General features: G+C 70.2%; 14 protein-coding genes and 2 tRNA genes. 10 read left to right on the forward strand and 6 right to left on the reverse strand.

The window, feature by feature from the left end; translation table 11 throughout:
• Nucleotides 1-14 precede the first annotated feature (14 nt).
• Nucleotides 15-1,490 carry an amino acid permease gene (locus KUM38_RS03590; RefSeq protein ID WP_217127777.1) on the reverse strand — a complete coding sequence of 492 codons (1,476 nt, stop codon included), beginning with the start codon at nucleotides 1,488-1,490 and terminating at the stop codon, nucleotides 15-17.
• 205 nt (nucleotides 1,491-1,695) lie between these two features.
• Here KUM38_RS03590 and KUM38_RS03595 point away from each other — a divergent pair, with 205 nt between their 5' ends.
• Nucleotides 1,696-2,181: a ribose-5-phosphate isomerase gene (locus KUM38_RS03595; protein WP_217127778.1), complete on the forward strand. Its 486-nt coding sequence runs from the start codon at nucleotides 1,696-1,698 to the stop codon at nucleotides 2,179-2,181.
• Nucleotides 2,182-2,231: 50 nt separating this feature from the next.
• The gene (locus KUM38_RS03600) at nucleotides 2,232-3,053 is read left to right on the forward strand and encodes a DNA-formamidopyrimidine glycosylase family protein (protein ID WP_217127779.1); all 822 of its coding nucleotides are present in this window, start codon (nucleotides 2,232-2,234) and stop codon (nucleotides 3,051-3,053) included.
• A gap of 4 nt (nucleotides 3,054-3,057) precedes the next feature.
• On the opposite strand, the gene KUM38_RS03605 is transcribed toward KUM38_RS03600, so the two are convergent.
• Nucleotides 3,058-4,308 carry a GNAT family N-acetyltransferase gene (locus KUM38_RS03605; RefSeq protein ID WP_217127780.1) on the reverse strand — a complete coding sequence of 417 codons (1,251 nt, stop codon included), beginning with the start codon at nucleotides 4,306-4,308 and terminating at the stop codon, nucleotides 3,058-3,060.
• 161 nt (nucleotides 4,309-4,469) lie between these two features.
• On the opposite strand from KUM38_RS03605, the gene KUM38_RS03610 reads away from it, so the two are divergent.
• Nucleotides 4,470-5,645, forward strand: coding sequence for a PP2C family protein-serine/threonine phosphatase (locus KUM38_RS03610; RefSeq protein WP_217127781.1), 1,176 nt, complete (start codon nucleotides 4,470-4,472; stop codon nucleotides 5,643-5,645).
• A 45-nt stretch (nucleotides 5,646-5,690) separates the two neighbouring features.
• Complete coding sequence (locus KUM38_RS03615; RefSeq protein ID WP_217127894.1) at nucleotides 5,691-6,143, forward strand: HD domain-containing protein; 453 nt, start codon at nucleotides 5,691-5,693, stop codon at nucleotides 6,141-6,143.
• Here KUM38_RS03615 and KUM38_RS03620 read toward each other — a convergent pair.
• Complete coding sequence (locus tag KUM38_RS03620; protein WP_217127782.1) at nucleotides 6,140-7,327, reverse strand: acyltransferase family protein; 1,188 nt, start codon at nucleotides 7,325-7,327, stop codon at nucleotides 6,140-6,142. The genes KUM38_RS03615 and KUM38_RS03620 overlap by 4 nt on opposite strands.
• A 624-nt stretch (nucleotides 7,328-7,951) precedes the next feature.
• On the opposite strand from KUM38_RS03620, the gene KUM38_RS03625 reads away from it, so the two are divergent.
• Nucleotides 7,952-8,146 carry a hypothetical protein gene (locus KUM38_RS03625; protein WP_217127783.1) on the forward strand — a complete coding sequence of 65 codons (195 nt, stop codon included), beginning with the start codon at nucleotides 7,952-7,954 and terminating at the stop codon, nucleotides 8,144-8,146.
• Nucleotides 8,147-8,382: 236 nt separating this feature from the next.
• Here KUM38_RS03625 and KUM38_RS03630 read toward each other — a convergent pair.
• A tRNA-Gly gene (locus KUM38_RS03630) sits at nucleotides 8,383-8,456 on the reverse strand.
• 165 nt (nucleotides 8,457-8,621) lie between these two features.
• On the opposite strand from KUM38_RS03630, the gene KUM38_RS03635 reads away from it, so the two are divergent.
• From KUM38_RS03635 to clpX, 5 genes are all read left to right on the forward strand, one after another.
• Nucleotides 8,622-8,698: transfer RNA gene (locus KUM38_RS03635), tRNA-Pro, on the forward strand.
• Between the two features lie 164 nt (nucleotides 8,699-8,862).
• A complete protein-coding gene (gene tig, locus KUM38_RS03640) occupies nucleotides 8,863-10,257 on the forward strand; it encodes a trigger factor (RefSeq protein WP_217127784.1) in 1,395 nt (464 codons plus the stop codon).
• Between the two features lie 400 nt (nucleotides 10,258-10,657).
• On the forward strand, nucleotides 10,658-11,263 hold the full coding sequence (locus KUM38_RS03645; protein ID WP_024887530.1) for an ATP-dependent Clp protease proteolytic subunit: 606 nt from the start codon (nucleotides 10,658-10,660) through the stop codon (nucleotides 11,261-11,263).
• A 112-nt stretch (nucleotides 11,264-11,375) separates the two neighbouring features.
• A complete protein-coding gene (locus KUM38_RS03650; RefSeq protein ID WP_053635736.1) occupies nucleotides 11,376-12,068 on the forward strand; it encodes an ATP-dependent Clp protease proteolytic subunit in 693 nt (230 codons plus the stop codon).
• A 181-nt stretch (nucleotides 12,069-12,249) separates the two neighbouring features.
• Nucleotides 12,250-13,536, forward strand: coding sequence for an ATP-dependent Clp protease ATP-binding subunit ClpX (gene clpX / locus KUM38_RS03655; RefSeq protein ID WP_217127785.1), 1,287 nt, complete (start codon nucleotides 12,250-12,252; stop codon nucleotides 13,534-13,536).
• Between the two features lie 67 nt (nucleotides 13,537-13,603).
• On the opposite strand, the gene KUM38_RS03660 is transcribed toward clpX, so the two are convergent.
• Complete coding sequence (locus KUM38_RS03660) at nucleotides 13,604-14,548, reverse strand: hypothetical protein (RefSeq protein ID WP_217127786.1); 945 nt, start codon at nucleotides 14,546-14,548, stop codon at nucleotides 13,604-13,606.
• A 37-nt stretch (nucleotides 14,549-14,585) separates the two neighbouring features.
• On the reverse strand, nucleotides 14,586-15,517 hold a 932-nt coding region (locus KUM38_RS03665), incomplete at its 5' end, for a hypothetical protein (protein ID WP_254396580.1).

The following is a 15,517-nucleotide window of genomic DNA, read 5'->3' on the forward strand; positions in this document are numbered from 1 at the left end:
TACGGACGAGTGCCTCAGCCGGCCGGGATCCCGTCCCGGTCCTCCGTGCGGCGTCCGGCCGTCCGCTGCTTGACGAGGGCGATGACGAGCACGATCGCGGCGACCAGCAGCGACAGCAGCACCGTCGTGCGCCCGTCGTGCTCGGTGTCGGTCAGCATGTAACCGAGCACGAACATGATCAGTGCGGCGCTGGCCCACGTCAGATACGGGTACAGCCACATCCGCACGACCAGCTTCTCCGGCGCCTCCGCCTCGATGATCTTCCGCATGCGCAGCTGCGAGAAGCAGATCACCAGCCAGACGAACAGCGCGACCGCTCCGGAGGAGTTGACGAGGAAGAGGAAGACGGAGTCCGGGAACTTGTAGTTGAAGAAGACGGCGACGAAGCCGAACACCACGGAGACGAGGATCGCCGTCCGCGGCACGCCCCGGCTCGTGGTCCGGGCGAACGCCTTCGGCGCGTCCCCGCGCCGGCCGAGCGAGAAGGCCATCCGGGAGGCCGTGTAGAGCCCGGAGTTGAGGCAGGACAGCACGGACGTCAGCACGATGAAGTTCATGATCTGACCGGCGTGCGCGATGCCGAGGGAGTCCAGGGCCGCGACGTAGGAGCCGTCCTCGGTGATGGACTCGCTGTCCCACGGCAGCAGGCAGACCACGACGAAGATCGAGCCGAGGTAGAAGACGCCGATCCGCCAGATGATGCTGTTGGTCGCCTTGGTGACGGCGCGCTGCGGGTCCTCCGACTCACCGGCGGCCAGGGTGGCGATCTCGCTGCCCATGAAGGAGAAGACGACGAGCAGGATGCCGGTGAGGATCGCGCCGGCGCCGTTGGGCAGGAAGCCGCCGTGGTCGGTGAGGTTGGCGAGGCCGGCCTGGTCGCTGTCGACGCCGGGCAGCACACCGAAGACGGCCAGCCCGCCGACGACGATGAACGCGGCGATGGCGACGACCTTGATCCCGGCGAACCAGAACTCGAACTCGCCGTAGGAACCGACGGACACCAGGTTGGTGGCGGTCAGCACCACCATCACGATGAGCGCCCAGCCCCACTGCGGAACGGCCGGTATCCACCCTTCGAGGATCGCGGCACCGGCGGTCGCCTCGACCGCGAGGACGACGACCCAGAAGAACCAGTAGAGCCAGCCGATCGTGAACCCGGCCCACGGCCCGAGCGCCCGGTCGGCGTGCGCGGAGAAGGACCCGGACGTCGGGTTGGCCGCGGACATCTCACCGAGCATCCGCATCACCAGCACCACGAGCGTGCCGACGAGGGCGTACGACAGCAGGATGCCGGGGCCGGCGGTCGCGATGCCGGAGCTGGAGCCGACGAAGAGGCCCGCGCCGATCACACCGCCGATGGCGATCATCGACAGATGGCGGTTCTTGAGCCCGGCCTGGAGCCCGGAATCGTGGTCCGAAGGGCTGCTGCCGGACTCTCCGGGGTCTCCGGGACCGCTTCCGGCTGTTTTCAGGGTCGGCTGCGAGGTCATGGATGAGATTTCCTTTGCGCCGTGGGGGGAGCTGTACTCCGTATGGGTCTACGGGCCGGACCAGTGAAACGGAGGCCAACGAATTGGGGAACCTTCGAATCCATATTGTTACTTGAGCTTTTCCTGAGGTTCTGTAATTCTCCTCACGTTTTCGGCTGCGGCACCCGGCGCGCCTTCCCGTGAACCCCCGTGTCACACTCGGACCATGCGCGTGTATCTCGGCTCGGACCATGCGGGCTACGAACTCAAGAACCACCTCGTCGAATGGCTCGAGGCGGCGGGCCACGAGCCCGTCGACTGCGGCCCGCACATCTACGACGCCCAGGACGACTACCCGCCCTTCTGCCTCCGCGCCGCCGAGCGGACCGCCGCGGACGAGGGCGCCCTCGGCATCGTGATCGGCGGCTCCGGCAACGGCGAGCAGATCGCCGCGAACAAGGTCGAGGGCGTCCGGGCGGCCCTGGCGTGGAGCGAGGAGACGGCGGCCCTGGGCCGCCAGCACAACAACGCCAACGTGGTCGCGGTGGGCGCGCGCATGCACACTCAGGACGAGGCGACGAAGTTCGTCGAGACCTTCCTGAGCACCCCGTTCTCCGGTGACGAGCGCCACATCCGCCGGATCGACATGCTCGCCGCCTACGAGACCGGCGGCGGCCTCCCGCCGATCCCGGCCCACCACCCGCAGCAGTAGCGGGCGAGCGGGACGAAGCGGAGGAAGAGCGAGCGAGGGGGGACCGACCCGTGCCCGAGGGTCACACGATCCACCGGCTGGCCGAGGACTACGCCGCGGCCTTCCCGGCCGGCACCCCCCTCCGCGTCACCAGCCCCCAGGGCAAGTTCGCCGACGCCGCCGCCCTCCTCGACCGCACGCCGCTGCACACCACCGACGCCCACGGAAAGCACCTGTTCCTCGGCTTCGGCGACGCCGAGCCCGCCGAGTGGGTCCACATCCACCTCGGCCTCTTCGGCAAGGTCACCTTCGGCCCGGCCCCAGCGCCGCCGCCCACGGACACCGTCCGGCTCCGCCTCGCCGACGCCACGTCGTACGTCGACCTGCGCGGCCCCACCACCTGCGCCCTGATCACGGACGGCGAGAAGCGCGCCGTCCACGACCGCCTCGGCCCCGACCCGCTGCGCCCGGACGCCGACCCCGCCCTCGCCCACCGCAGGATCGGCCGCAGCCGTACGACGATCGCCGCCCTCCTCATGGACCAGAAGGTCATCGCGGGCGTGGGCAACGTCTACCGCGCCGAGGTCCTCTTCCGGCACGGGATCGACCCGTACCGCGCGGGCCGGGACATCACCCCGGCCGAGTGGGACGCGATCTGGGCCGACCTCGTCGCGCTGATGCGCGAGGGCGTCCGCAACAACCGCATCGACACCGTCCGCCCCGAGCACACCCCGGAGGCCATGGGCCGCCCGCCGCGCGTCGACGACCACGGCGGCGAGGTGTACGTCTACCGCCGGGCCCACCTGCCCTGCCACATCTGTGGCGGCGAGATCCGCACCGCCGACCTCGCCGCCCGCAATCTGTTCTGGTGTCCGGAGTGCCAGCGCCGCTGAGCCCTCAGAACCCGTGCGGCAGCCACGGCGCCGGGTCGCTCCCGAACGCCAGGGACGCCTCCGCCAGCGCGCCCCGCCGCAGCTCCTCCACCCGGCCGGCCGCCGCGAGCGCCGTGAGGCTCACCCCGCCCAGATACGCCGCGCCCAGCTCCCGTACGGACAGGGCGAGGTCGGCCGGGTCCTCCGTACGCTCGCAGGACGCGCCCTTCGGGTCCCCGCTCAGCCGCCAACGCCCCGCGTTCCAGGGGCAGAAGGCGTCCTCCACCGCGAACACGACGTCCACCGGCGCCCGGTACGTCCGCGCCCGGAGCGCCGCCCCGACGTCGACCAGCCGTACGTACAGCGAGTCCCGCACCTCCGGACGGCACCGGCGGATGTCCGACACCATGTACTGCCACGCCTCGTCGACCGGCCGGCCGCGCACCACCAGCGTCGACGTGAGGTCGATGCCGTACAGGAACCGCCACAGCGCGGCGTCCGCCGCCGGATCCAGCGCGGCCAGGGCGCTGAGGAGCACCGAGCCGTCGTGCCCCGTCGGACCGTACTCCCCCTTCACCCGGAACCACGCGTACCCGACCGTCTCGCCGTCCCGTTCGGCGACGACACCCTGCAGCGGCGACGCCCCGCCCCGGCTGCTCGCCGGGTCCAGCGTCCCCAGCCGCTCCCAGCCGGGCCGGCGCGCGAGCATCCCCGGCCGGCCCGGCACGAGCCGGGCGTACACCGCCTCGCACGCGTCGAGCACGTCGGCGGGGGCCGCGTACCGCACCCGTACGTCGTCCGTGCCCGGCGGGACCGACAGGCGCGTACGGCTCGTGTCGATCTCGGCGTTCAGCTGGAAGGCGGCCGCCCCGTACCCGAACCGGCCGTAGATCGCCGGCTCCGACGCGGTGAGCACCGCCAGCGGCTCGCCCCAGGACCGGATGTCGTCCAACTGGCGCCGCATCATCGTCCGCAGCATGCCGCGCCGCCGGTGCGTGGCGGCCACGCTGACGCCCGTGATGCCCGCGGCCGGAACGGACTCACCACCCGGGACGGTCAGCCGGAACGAGAACGCTCCCGCCGTCCCCACGCACACGTCACCGTCCCAGACGCCCAGGGAACGGTCGTACTCGGTGAGCGAGTTCCACAGTTCGCGCTCCTCGTCCGCCTCCTCGGCGCCGCCGAACGCACGGATCAGGTTCGCGTACCACTTGTCCCAATCGTCCGGATGAAGTACTCGAAGTCCGGTTGTGAGGTCCGCCTGTTCGTTCGCCATGAGCCATGCCTACCAGGGCGGTACGGGACGAGCGAGGCAATTTCCCGCTGGCGGCCCCACGACGGCGTCCGGTGAAGTTGACTGTGAAGTCGGCCCCGACAAGGGGACAACCAGGACCTCCCGTGCCAAGTGGCCGGTCTGATGGATAGGGTCCCGAACTAATGGCAGCAGGACGAGAGCGGCGCGCGGAAGCCGAGACGTTCACGGCCCGGTGGAAGAAGCAGTGGCACCGGGCCCGCGTCGGCGTGCGCCGGGCCGCCGTCGACTACTTCCGCGGGGACGGCTCCGACTGGGTCGCGCTCGCCGGACTGCTCCTCACCGTCCCGCTGATCGCGGCCGGGACGCTCGCCAACTCCGTGTGGTGCGCGCCCGCCGCACTGGTCGTCCCGATCGTCGCCGGCGGCCTGCTGCTGCGCCCGGCGAGCCTGCTCGGCCTGTACGCCGCCGCGGCGACGGCGCTGATCGTGGAGTCGGTGCGACTCGGCCCCTACACCGAGGGCGCGGCCCGCGTCACCCCCGGCGTGGTCCTCACCGTCGCCGCCTGCGGCTTCTTCGGGCTGCTCGTCGCCCAGTTCCGCAGCCGGGTCGGCGTGCCCTGGCGGCGCGGCGGCACCATGCTGTTCGACCTGCGCGAACGCATCCGGGTGCAGAGCAAGCTGCCGAAACTGCCGGACGGCTGGCACCGCGAGATGGCCCTCCGCCCGGCCGGCGGACAGTCGTTCTCGGGCGACTTCGTGGTCGCGGCCCGCACCAACGGCGGGCGCACCCTGGAGGTCGTGCTGACCGACGTCTCCGGCAAGGGCATGGACGCCGCCTCGCGCGCCCTGCTGCTCTCCGGTGCCTTCGGCGGCCTCCTCGGCAGCCTCCCGCCGCACGCCTTCCTGCCGGCCGCCAACGGCTACCTGCTGCGCCAGGACTGGGACGAGGGCTTCGCCACCTCCATCCACCTGGTGCTCGACCTGGACTCCGGCGACTACGAGCTCTACTCCGCGGGGCACCCGCCGGGCCTCCAGCTCAGCGCGGGCAGCGGCCGCTGGGAGGAGAAGGCGGCCGACGGCCCGCTGCTGGGCGTGTACGACGGCGCCCAGTTCGACTCGGTGAAGGGCTCGCTGCGCCCCGGGGACGTGCTGATGCTGTTCACGGACGGCCTGGTGGAGACCTCCGACCGGGACATCGTGGAGGGCATCGACCGCCTCACCGGCGAGGCCGACCGCTACGTCGCCGGCGGCTTCCACGGTGCCGCCTGGCACCTCATCGAGGCGGTCGCCAAGGACGTCAACGACGACCGTGCGCTGCTGCTCATCTGCCGTGAGGGTCCGACGGCCGCTCCCCGCTGACCCGTGCACACTGGACGGGTGACCGAGACGACACCGCCCGCGCCGATGACCACGGCCAGGGTCGAGGCCACCGCCCGCGCCGCGCACGCCGGCCAGACCGACAAGGCGGGCCGGCCCTACGCCGAACACCTCCGGGCCGTCGCCGAGGGGGTGCGGGCGCGCGGCGGCGACGAGGAGCAGATCGCGGCGGCCTGGCTGCACGACGCCGTCGAGGACGACAGGCTGTCGCAGCGCTGGCTGGAGGAGGCCGCACTGACCCGGCGGACCAAGGACATCGTCCTCGCGGTCACCAAACGGTCCGGGGAGCCCCCCGAGGCGTACGCGGCCCGGATCCTCGCCACCCCCGGCGCGCTGCTGGTGAAGGAGGCGGACCTGGCGCACAACGCCGACCCGGCCCGCCTCGCCGTACTGGACGGGCCGACCCGCGCACGGCTGACCGAGAAGTACGCGCGGATGCGCGCACTCCTCGGTCTCGTGGCGGAGGAGGGGGACTCCTAGGCGGAGACCTTCTCGCGGGTCTCCGCCGACCTCCGCCGCTCGCGTTCGCGGGCCAGTTCGGCGGCGTCCCGCTTGAACGCCCACTCCATCCTCGGCTCCATCACGAACCGGAAGACCCGCCGCACGGGAGCGGTGCACAGCAGCGTCACCATGACCGCCGCCAGGACGCTCACCGCGATCTCGCCGAGCGGCCGGTGCAGCACGGAGTGGTCGAACCAGCCCCGGTAGTCGCTGGCCTTCACCACGAAGCCGTGCAGCAGATAGCCGTACAGCGTGCCCGCGCCGAGCGCCGTGAACCACAGGTGGCGGCCCGGCACCCAGGCGAAGAAGCAGGCGGTCAGCAGCAGCGAGCAGCCGAACATCGCGAGCACCATGACCGGGCCGGCCCACCACGGAGCGCCCAGCTCCTGCGCGGCGTCACGGTGGTAGAACCAGGCGGTGTTCATCCGCGGCACCGCCCACCAGCCGAAGGCCAGCGCCGCCGCGAACACCGGCACCGCCGCGATCCGCACCGACCGGCGGCGCACCAGGTGGAAGTGCTCCGGCCTCATGCACAGACCGAGCACGAAGTACGGCAGGAACTGCAGCACGCGCTGTAGGTCGAGGTCGTCGCCGATCCCGGGGGTGACACTGGCCAGCACGGCGATGCCGAGGGCCAGCGGCAGCGGGTGCCGTACCGCGTTCCAGATCGGCGTGGTCAGCCGCCACACGAACAGCGCGACCAGGAACCAGGTCAGATACCAGGGGTCGAGCAGGCTGATCTCCTGCTCCGGGGCGTGGTCGACGACCCGCCTGAACAGGGGATAGGCGGTCTCGAACACGATGTACGGCACGGCGACGCCGGTGATCAGCCGGCGCAGCCGGTCGGGCCGCATGTCGAAACTGCGCGAGAAGAAGCCGGAGATGATGATGAAGGCCGGCATGTGGAACGAGTACACGACCGTGTACGCCGCCTCCAGGACCCGGCTGTCGCCCTTGAGGGGCTCCCAGGCGTGGCCGACCGCCACCAGCACGATCGCCAGGTACTTGGCGTTGTCGAAGAACGCGTCGCGCTGTCTGCCGGACGGCGCCGGCCGGTCGCCGCGCCGGTTCTCCGTGCGCGGACTCGGTACTCCGGGCGCCGGCGACTGTGCCGGAGGGAGCGGCGTTCTGCGGTTGCCGTACGGTCGCTGCGAGTTCGTCACTGACCCTCCCGGCGGGAACTCGGGAAGTCGATCGGTGAGCTCGCTGCGCTTGCGGGGGACGAGGCAGCGTGGAACATCTGAGGCACCCTAGCCTCGTCCGCGGGATTTCGTAAAACGTCCGACGTCGTTCCCGGTATTAGGCTCGGGTACCCCGGATCGGGGAAAGTGCGCGACGCGGTCGGAGTGATGGCCGACACTCTGTGCGTATAGGGGACTTGGTCGTCGCGCGGCCGTCCTTGTCATGATTATTCCGGACCGATCCATGCATAAGGTCGGCAGGCGGCTCCGGTGATATGTCCGGCTTCAGTGCATCTCTCCGGTATTGCGTGAAAGTCTGCCGGAACACCTGCGGAGACAATTCGAATTGGCTGCGAACGCATTGTGTGGAGACGGAAATGATCCGGTTGAATTCTCTCCACGGGTGTTCTTTCGAATTGCCGTACGACGCACCGCCGTTGGCCCGCGCGGACGGCCGCGCGCGGGCGGGTCCGGACGCACCGGGACGGATGATGCGTCAGCCGCCGCATAGGGCGGCCGTGTTGGTGGCACGATGGTTCTGGCGGGGTGCGCGGGGTCGCGTCGCCCGGGCCGGGGAAGCGGAACCGACCGAGGGTGTGATCAGTTGTGGCCATTTCACTGTCCGTGGTGCTGCTGTTGGCGATCATCCTGGTGGTGCTGATGAGAAGCGGCTCCATCAAGGCCGGGCCGGCGATCGTCGCCGTCCTCTTCGGCTTCTTCCTCGCCTCCACCGGCATGGCCGACGACATCCAGCGGTTCCTGGACTCGATAGCCGAGATGATCAACTCGATCAGCTTCTGAGGGGCGCCGGAGCCCCGACCGCCGACGGCACGGACCAGCCCCGCGATCCCGGTGGCCGTGCCGATCGCACCGAGGACCGCAGCCGTCACCCTCGCCGAGGACCGCACCCGTTACTTTTACCGAGGTCGCGGACCGTCCCGCCCCGGGCGCTCACGGTGCCCTCTTCCGCACACGTCGGGCCGACGCGCTCAGGGCCGGGCCGGAGGAATGATCCTCCGGCCCGGCCCTGAGCCGTATGGAGCGGGCGACGGGAATCGAACCCGCGTAGCTAGTTTGGAAGACTAGGGCTCTACCATTGAGCTACGCCCGCACGGAACGCGCCGCGCGTCGGTGACCGCGGCACTGACAGGCATCGTAGCGGGTCGTGGGCCCCCGTCGCACACCCCGTTTCCGGACCGCCCCCGGTGCCGCACCGCGCCCGCGAAACTCGGCGGCCGTTTCGCCCGGGTGCATGTACCCTACGTGTCGCACCAGACGGGGTGTGGCGCAGCTTGGTAGCGCGTCCGCTTTGGGAGCGGAAGGCCGTGGGTTCAAATCCCGCCACCCCGACCAGCCACCTGCTCATGCACCGGTGATCGCCTTTTGGGTGCCGTAGCCGCTGCCGTTACTATGCAAGCTGCACGCCCGTGTGTCTCTGACGTCCTCCGGGCGGCGAATCGGCCGGACCCCTCTGGTCCCGGCAGAACCCGAGAAGTCAGCCACAAGGAGACCGAACCGTGAAGAGCGCCGTGGAGACCCTGAACCCGACCCGGGTTCGGCTCACTGTCGAGGTGCCCTTCGAGGAGCTCAAGGACAGCCTCGACGCGGCGTACAAGAAGATCAACCAGCAGGTCACGGTGAAGGGCTTCCGCAAGGGCAAGGTCCCGGCCCGGGTCATCGACCAGCGCTTCGGCCGCGGTGCGGTGCTGGAGGAGGCCGTCAACGACGCCCTCCCGAAGTTCTACACCGACGCCGTCAACAACGCCGAGCTGAGCCCGCTGGGCCAGCCCGAGGTCGACATCACGGAGCTGAAGGACGGCGAGACGCTGAACTTCACCGCCGAGGTCGACATCCGCCCGACCATCGAGATCCCGGACTACTCCGGCATCGAGGTCGAGGTCGACGCCGTCGAGGTCACCGACGAGGACGTCGAGAAGTCGGTCGAGCAGCTCCGCGAGCGCTTCGCCTCCACCTCCCCGGTGGAGCGCGCCGCCGAGGAGGGCGACGTCGTCACCATCGACCTGGAGGCCAAGGTCGACGGCGAGGTCCTCGAGGACGGCGTCGCGAACGGCGTGTCGTACACGATCGGCTCCGGCGAGCTGCTGGACGGCATCGACGACGCCGTGAAGGGCCTGGAGGCCGGTGGCGAGGCCACCTTCACCTCCGAGCTCAAGGGCGGTTCGGCGGCCGGCAAGGAGGCCGAGGTCACCGTCAAGGTGTCCCAGGTCGCCGCGCGTGAGCTGCCGGAGCTGGACGACGAGTTCGCCCAGCTCGCGTCCGAGTTCGACACCCTCGAGGAGCTGAAGGCGGACAGCCGCAAGCGCCTGGAGAACATGAAGGAGTACGACCAGGCCACGCAGGCCCAGGAGCGTGTCCTGGAGAAGCTGCTCGAGCTGGTCGAGGTCCCGGTCCCCGAGAAGCTGCTCGAGGACGAGATCAACACCCGCAAGCACAACCTCGAGCACCACCAGCTCGGCCAGATGGGCCTCGACCTCGCGAAGTACCTGGAGATCCAGGGCAAGACCGAGGAGGAGTTCGAGACCGAGACCCGCGAGGCCGCGATCAAGGGCATCAAGACCCAGTTCGTGCTCGACGAGCTCGTCAAGCAGGAGAAGCTGAACGTCAACCAGGAGGAGCTCACCGAGCACCTCATGCGGCGTGCCGCCTCCTCCGGCATGTCCCCCGACCAGTTCGCCCAGGCCGTCGTCGAGCAGGGCCAGGTCCCGCTCCTCGTCGGCGAGGTCGCCCGCGGCAAGGCCCTGGCCGCCGTGGTCGAGAAGGCCACGGTTAAGGACACCAACGGCGAGGTCATCGACCTCGAGGACGAGGAAGAGGACGAGGCGGAGACCGCCGAGACCGAGGCCGAGGCCACCGAGTCGGCCGAGGCCGCCGAGGAGAAGACCGAGGGCTGACCCTCGTATCGCCTTCGACGTGATCACCAGGGCCCCGGGGTGTGCGACACCCCGGGGCCCTGGTGTCTGGCGCCGGGGCGGCCGACCGGGGGCGCGGGGCGGTGCCGACGTGCGGCTCCGCCGCGTGGGCGCGACCGGCCCCCACCGGGCCGCAGCCGCCCACGGACCAGTGGCCCCGCCGGAAAGGCGAACGGCGCTCCCCGCGGAGCACACCGCGGAGTACACCCCTCTACGCCCCCGGCGAACACTCCCGTTACCGGGATTCCCTGGCGGAGTCACCGCGTTAGGGTCCTTGAATACCAGGGGACGTGAGTCACCGAATACGGCTCCGCCCCCGTAGGGACACGTGAGACGGCCCGGCGCCGTCGTAAGACGAGCAGGTGGATACGTGACGAATCTGATGCCCTCAGCCGCCGGCGAGCCCTCCATCGGTGGTGGCCTCGGCGACCAGGTCTACAACCGGCTGCTCGGCGAGCGGATCATCTTCCTCGGCCAGCCGGTCGACGACGACATTGCCAACAAGATCACCGCACAGCTGCTGCTCCTTGCCTCCGACCCGGACAAGGACATCTACCTGTACATCAACAGCCCCGGCGGCTCCATCACGGCCGGCATGGCGATCTACGACACCATGCAGTACATCAAGAACGACGTGGTGACGATCGCCATGGGCCTGGCGGCCTCCATGGGCCAGTTCCTGCTGAGCGCCGGCACCCCCGGCAAGCGCTTCGCGCTGCCGAACGCCGAGATCCTGATCCACCAGCCGTCCGCCGGCCTCGCCGGCTCGGCCTCGGACATCAAGATCCACGCCGAGCGACTGCTGCACACCAAGAAGCGCATGGCCGAGCTGACGTCCCAGCACACCGGCCAGACGGTCGAGCAGATCACCCGCGACTCCGACCGTGACCGCTGGTTCGACGCCTTCGAGGCCAAGGAGTACGGCCTCATCGACGACGTGATCGCCACGGCCGCCGGCATGCCGGGCGGCGGCGGCACCGGGGCCTGAGCGGCCTCACGGGAGCCCTCGCGGCCCCGTGAACGCCCCACCCGGCCCCCGGGCCGGGTGGAACAGCCCCAGCAGCCCCAGCCGACCGCCTCAGCCCCTTTCAGGAGACACCGTGAACAGCTTCCCCGGCAGCGGCCTGTACGACCGCACGCCCGCCGCCTCCGAGGGCCGGTACACCGGCCCCTCGGCCGAGTCCCGCTACGTCATCCCGCGCTTCGTCGAGCGCACCTCCCAGGGCATCCGCGAGTACGACCCGTACGCGAAGCTCTTCGAGGAGCGCGTGATCTTCCTCGGCGTCCAGATCGACGACGCCTCCGCCAACGACGTCATGGCGCAGCTGCTGTGCCTGGAGTCGATGGACCCCGACCGGGACATCTCGGTCTACATCAACAGCCCCGGCGGCTCCTTCACCGCGCTCACGGCGATCTACGACACGATGCAGTACGTGAAGCCGGACATCCAGACGGTCTGCATGGGCCAGGCGGCCTCCGCCGCCGCCGTCCTGCTGGCCGCCGGCACGCCCGGCAAGCGCATGGCGCTGCCGAACGCGCGCGTGCTGATCCACCAGCCGTACAGCGAGACCGGCCGCGGTCAGGTCTCCGACCTGGAGATCGCCGCCAACGAGATCCTCCGGATGCGCAGCCAGCTGGAGGAGATGCTGGCCAAGCACTCCACCCGGCCGCTCGACAAGATCCGCGAGGACATCGAGCGCGACAAGATCCTCACGGCCGAGGACGCGCTGGAGTACGGCCTGATCGACCAGATCATCACCACCCGGAAGATGGACAACTCCAGCCTGCGCTGACGCGGGGCGGGAGTGTGACGTCTGCCGCCCCTTGGCACGGTTTGGCACGGTCCACGTCAAAGTGAACCGTGCCAAGGGGGGCCCGAACGGGGGGCTCGGCAAGGTACCGTCGGACATAAGGCAGCACCAGGAGCCGCCGGACGCCCGCGTCCGCGTCTCCCAGGCGAAGGGGAAGCACACCGTGGCACGCATCGGTGACGGCGGCGATCTGCTCAAGTGCTCGTTCTGCGGCAAGAGCCAGAAGCAGGTCAAGAAGCTCATCGCAGGGCCCGGTGTGTACATCTGCGACGAGTGCATCGATCTCTGCAACGAGATCATCGAGGAAGAGCTCGCCGAGACCAGCGAGGTCCGCTGGGAGGAGCTCCCCAAGCCCCGCGAGATCTACGAGTTCCTCGAGGGGTACGTGGTGGGGCAGGAGGCGGCCAAGAAGGCCCTCTCCGTCGCCGTGTACAACCACTACAAGCGCGTCCAGGCCGGCGAGAACGGCGGCGCCCAGGGCCGTGACGACGCCATCGAGCTGGCGAAGTCCAACATCCTCCTGCTGGGCCCCACGGGCTCCGGCAAGACCCTGCTGGCGCAGACCCTGGCCCGCATGCTGAACGTCCCGTTCGCGATCGCCGACGCCACGGCGCTCACGGAGGCGGGATACGTCGGCGAGGACGTCGAGAACATCCTGCTGAAGCTGATCCAGGCGGCCGACTACGACGTCAAGAAGGCCGAGACCGGGATCATCTACATCGACGAGATCGACAAGGTCGCCCGGAAGAGTGAAAACCCGTCGATCACCCGTGACGTCAGCGGTGAGGGCGTACAGCAGGCCCTGCTGAAGATCCTCGAGGGCACCACGGCCTCGGTCCCGCCGCAGGGCGGCCGCAAGCACCCGCACCAGGAGTTCATCCAGATCGACACGACGAACGTGCTGTTCATCGTGGGCGGCGCCTTCGCCGGACTGGAGAAGATCATCGAGGGTCGGGCCGGCGCCAAGGGCATCGGCTTCGGCGCGACGATCATCTCCAAGCAGGAGCGGGAGTCCAAGGACCAGTTCGAGGAGGTCATGCCGGAGGACCTGGTCAAGTTCGGCATGATCCCCGAGTTCATCGGCCGGCTCCCGGTCATCACCTCGGTCCACAACCTCGACCGCGAGGCCCTGCTGCAGATCCTCGTCGAGCCGCGCAACGCACTCGTCAAGCAGTACCAGCGCCTCTTCGAACTCGACGGCGTGGAGCTGGACTTCGAGCGCGAGGCGCTGGAGGCCATCGCCGACCAGGCCATCCTCCGCCAGACCGGAGCGCGTGGTCTCAGGGCCATCATGGAGGAGGTCCTCCAGGGCGTGATGTACGAGGTCCCGTCCCGCAAGGACGTCGCCCGCGTGGTCATCACGGCCGACGTGGTCCTCTCCAACGTCAACCCCACCTTGATCCCGCGCGACGCCCGCGGCCGCGGCCCGGGCGAGCAGAAGACGGCGTAACCGCCGCAGCGGCGGCAACGCGAAGGGGCCCCGGTCGACCGGGGCCCCTTCGCGTTGCCGCGTACGGTCAGGCCTTGACCCGCGCCGTGGAGCGCAGTTCGGCGGCGAACGAGGCGACGTCGTCCGTGGCCAGGCCACCGCTGCCGCCCTTGCCCGCCGCGGCCAGGTCCAGTCCGTTGACCACGCCGTAGGTGCTGTGGTCGGCCCACACGCACACCGGCATCTCGAGCGCGGTCGTGCCCTCGGAGATCGAGGCCGTCTGGCACTTCATGACGGCGCCGTCGAGACCGTTCGGCTCGACCGTCTCCGGGCTGCCCTTCCAGGTGACCGTCTCGGCCTCACCCGCGTTGTCGCCGGTGTCCTTGGAGTTCTCGTGGGCGGTGGCGAAGCCCTTGTCGATGGTGGCCTCCGGGTCGCTGATCTCCCCGTAGGCGCCGTTGAAGGACATGGCCTTGCCGAGCTCGGTGGACGAGCCGCTGGCGTAGGACGCCTTCACCACCGTGCCGCTCTCGATGCCGAGCTTCTCCAGGTCGGCGGCGGATTCGGTCCCCGTCGGGCCGCCGTCGCTCGAACCGGACGAGCCGCCCTTCTTGTACTCGCCGACCGAGGCCGGCGGCTCCAGCTTGTGCGGCCCGTCGTCCGCGATGTCCGCACCGCCGCCCCCGCCCCCGCCGAGGACGAAGTACGCGCCGACGCCGATCGCCGCCACGACCGCCACCGCGCCGATGATCAGACCGGTCTTCTTACCGCCGCCGCCCGACGCCGGAGGCTGGGGCGGCATGCCGTACTGGGGCTGGCCGTAGGGCGGCTGCTGACCGTACGGGGGCTGCTGCGGCGGGACGCCGGGCTGCTGCGGATGGCCGTATCCGGGCTGGCCGGGCGGGGGAGCCTGCTGGGGGTAGCCGTAGCCGGGCTGCGGAGCCTGCGGCTGCTGGCCGTAAGGACCCGGCTGGCCGTACGGTCCGGGCTGCTGTGGCTGCCCGCCGTACGGGCCCGGCTGGTTGTAGCTCATTACGGGGTTCCCCCTCCAGTCGCTGATGTGGTGGCGGTCAGGCCTTGACGCGGACCTGCTCGCGGAGCTTGGTGGTCAGGTCCACCGCGGTGTCCTTGCCGACGCCCGTGCCGTTGTTGTCGCCGGGCGAGACCATGGCGACGGTGCTGTGGTCGGCCCAGGCGCAGAACCAGTCGGTCGACTCCTTCTTGGTCAGCGCGTTGGTGCTCTTGGTCGACTGGCACTTGGCGACCGCGCCGTCGATCTCGACCTCCTCGGGCTCACCGATCAGCTCGGCGTTCTGCATGCCGCCGGTGTCACTGGTCGAGCTCTCCTTGACTTCCTTCTGGATGTTGGCGAAGAACTTGTCCAGGACGGTCTGGGGGTCGGCGATCTCGCCGTACCCGCCCACCATCGTCATGCCCTTGGCCGTCAGCAGCTCGGACTGGTCGGGAAGCGTGGTGGGGTCCTCAGGGTCGTAGTTGCTCAAGTCGGCGGTCGACCACTGCCCGACGACGGCCGTACCGTTCTTGACGCCGCTCTTCTCCATGTCCTTCGTGGTGTCGGCATCGCTCGTCTGGTTTCCGTCGCCGACCCGCTTGTACTCGCCGAGGACCGTCTCCGGCGTCGACAGCTTGTGCGCGCCGTCGTCCTCCAGGCCGCCCGCGCCGCCGCCCCCGCCGATCACGAAGTACGCGCCGACGCCGATGGCCGCCACGACCGCCACCGCGCCGATGATGATCCCGGCCTTCTTGCCGCCGCCGCCCGAGGCGGGGGGCTGGGGCGGCATGCCGTACTGGGGCTGGCCGTAGGGCGGCTGCTGGCCGTACGGGGGCTGCTGCCCGTACGGCTGCTGCGGCGGGACGCCCGGCTGGCCGGGCTGCTGCGGGTAGCCGTATCCGGGCTGGCCGGGCGGGGGAGCCTGCTGGGGGTAGCCGTAGCCGGGCTGCGGAGCCTGCGGCTGCTGGCCGTAAGGACCCGGCTGGCCGT

The organism is Streptomyces sp. AC558_RSS880, from assembly GCF_019049255.1.
GTDB lineage: Bacteria > Actinomycetota > Actinomycetes > Streptomycetales > Streptomycetaceae > Streptomyces.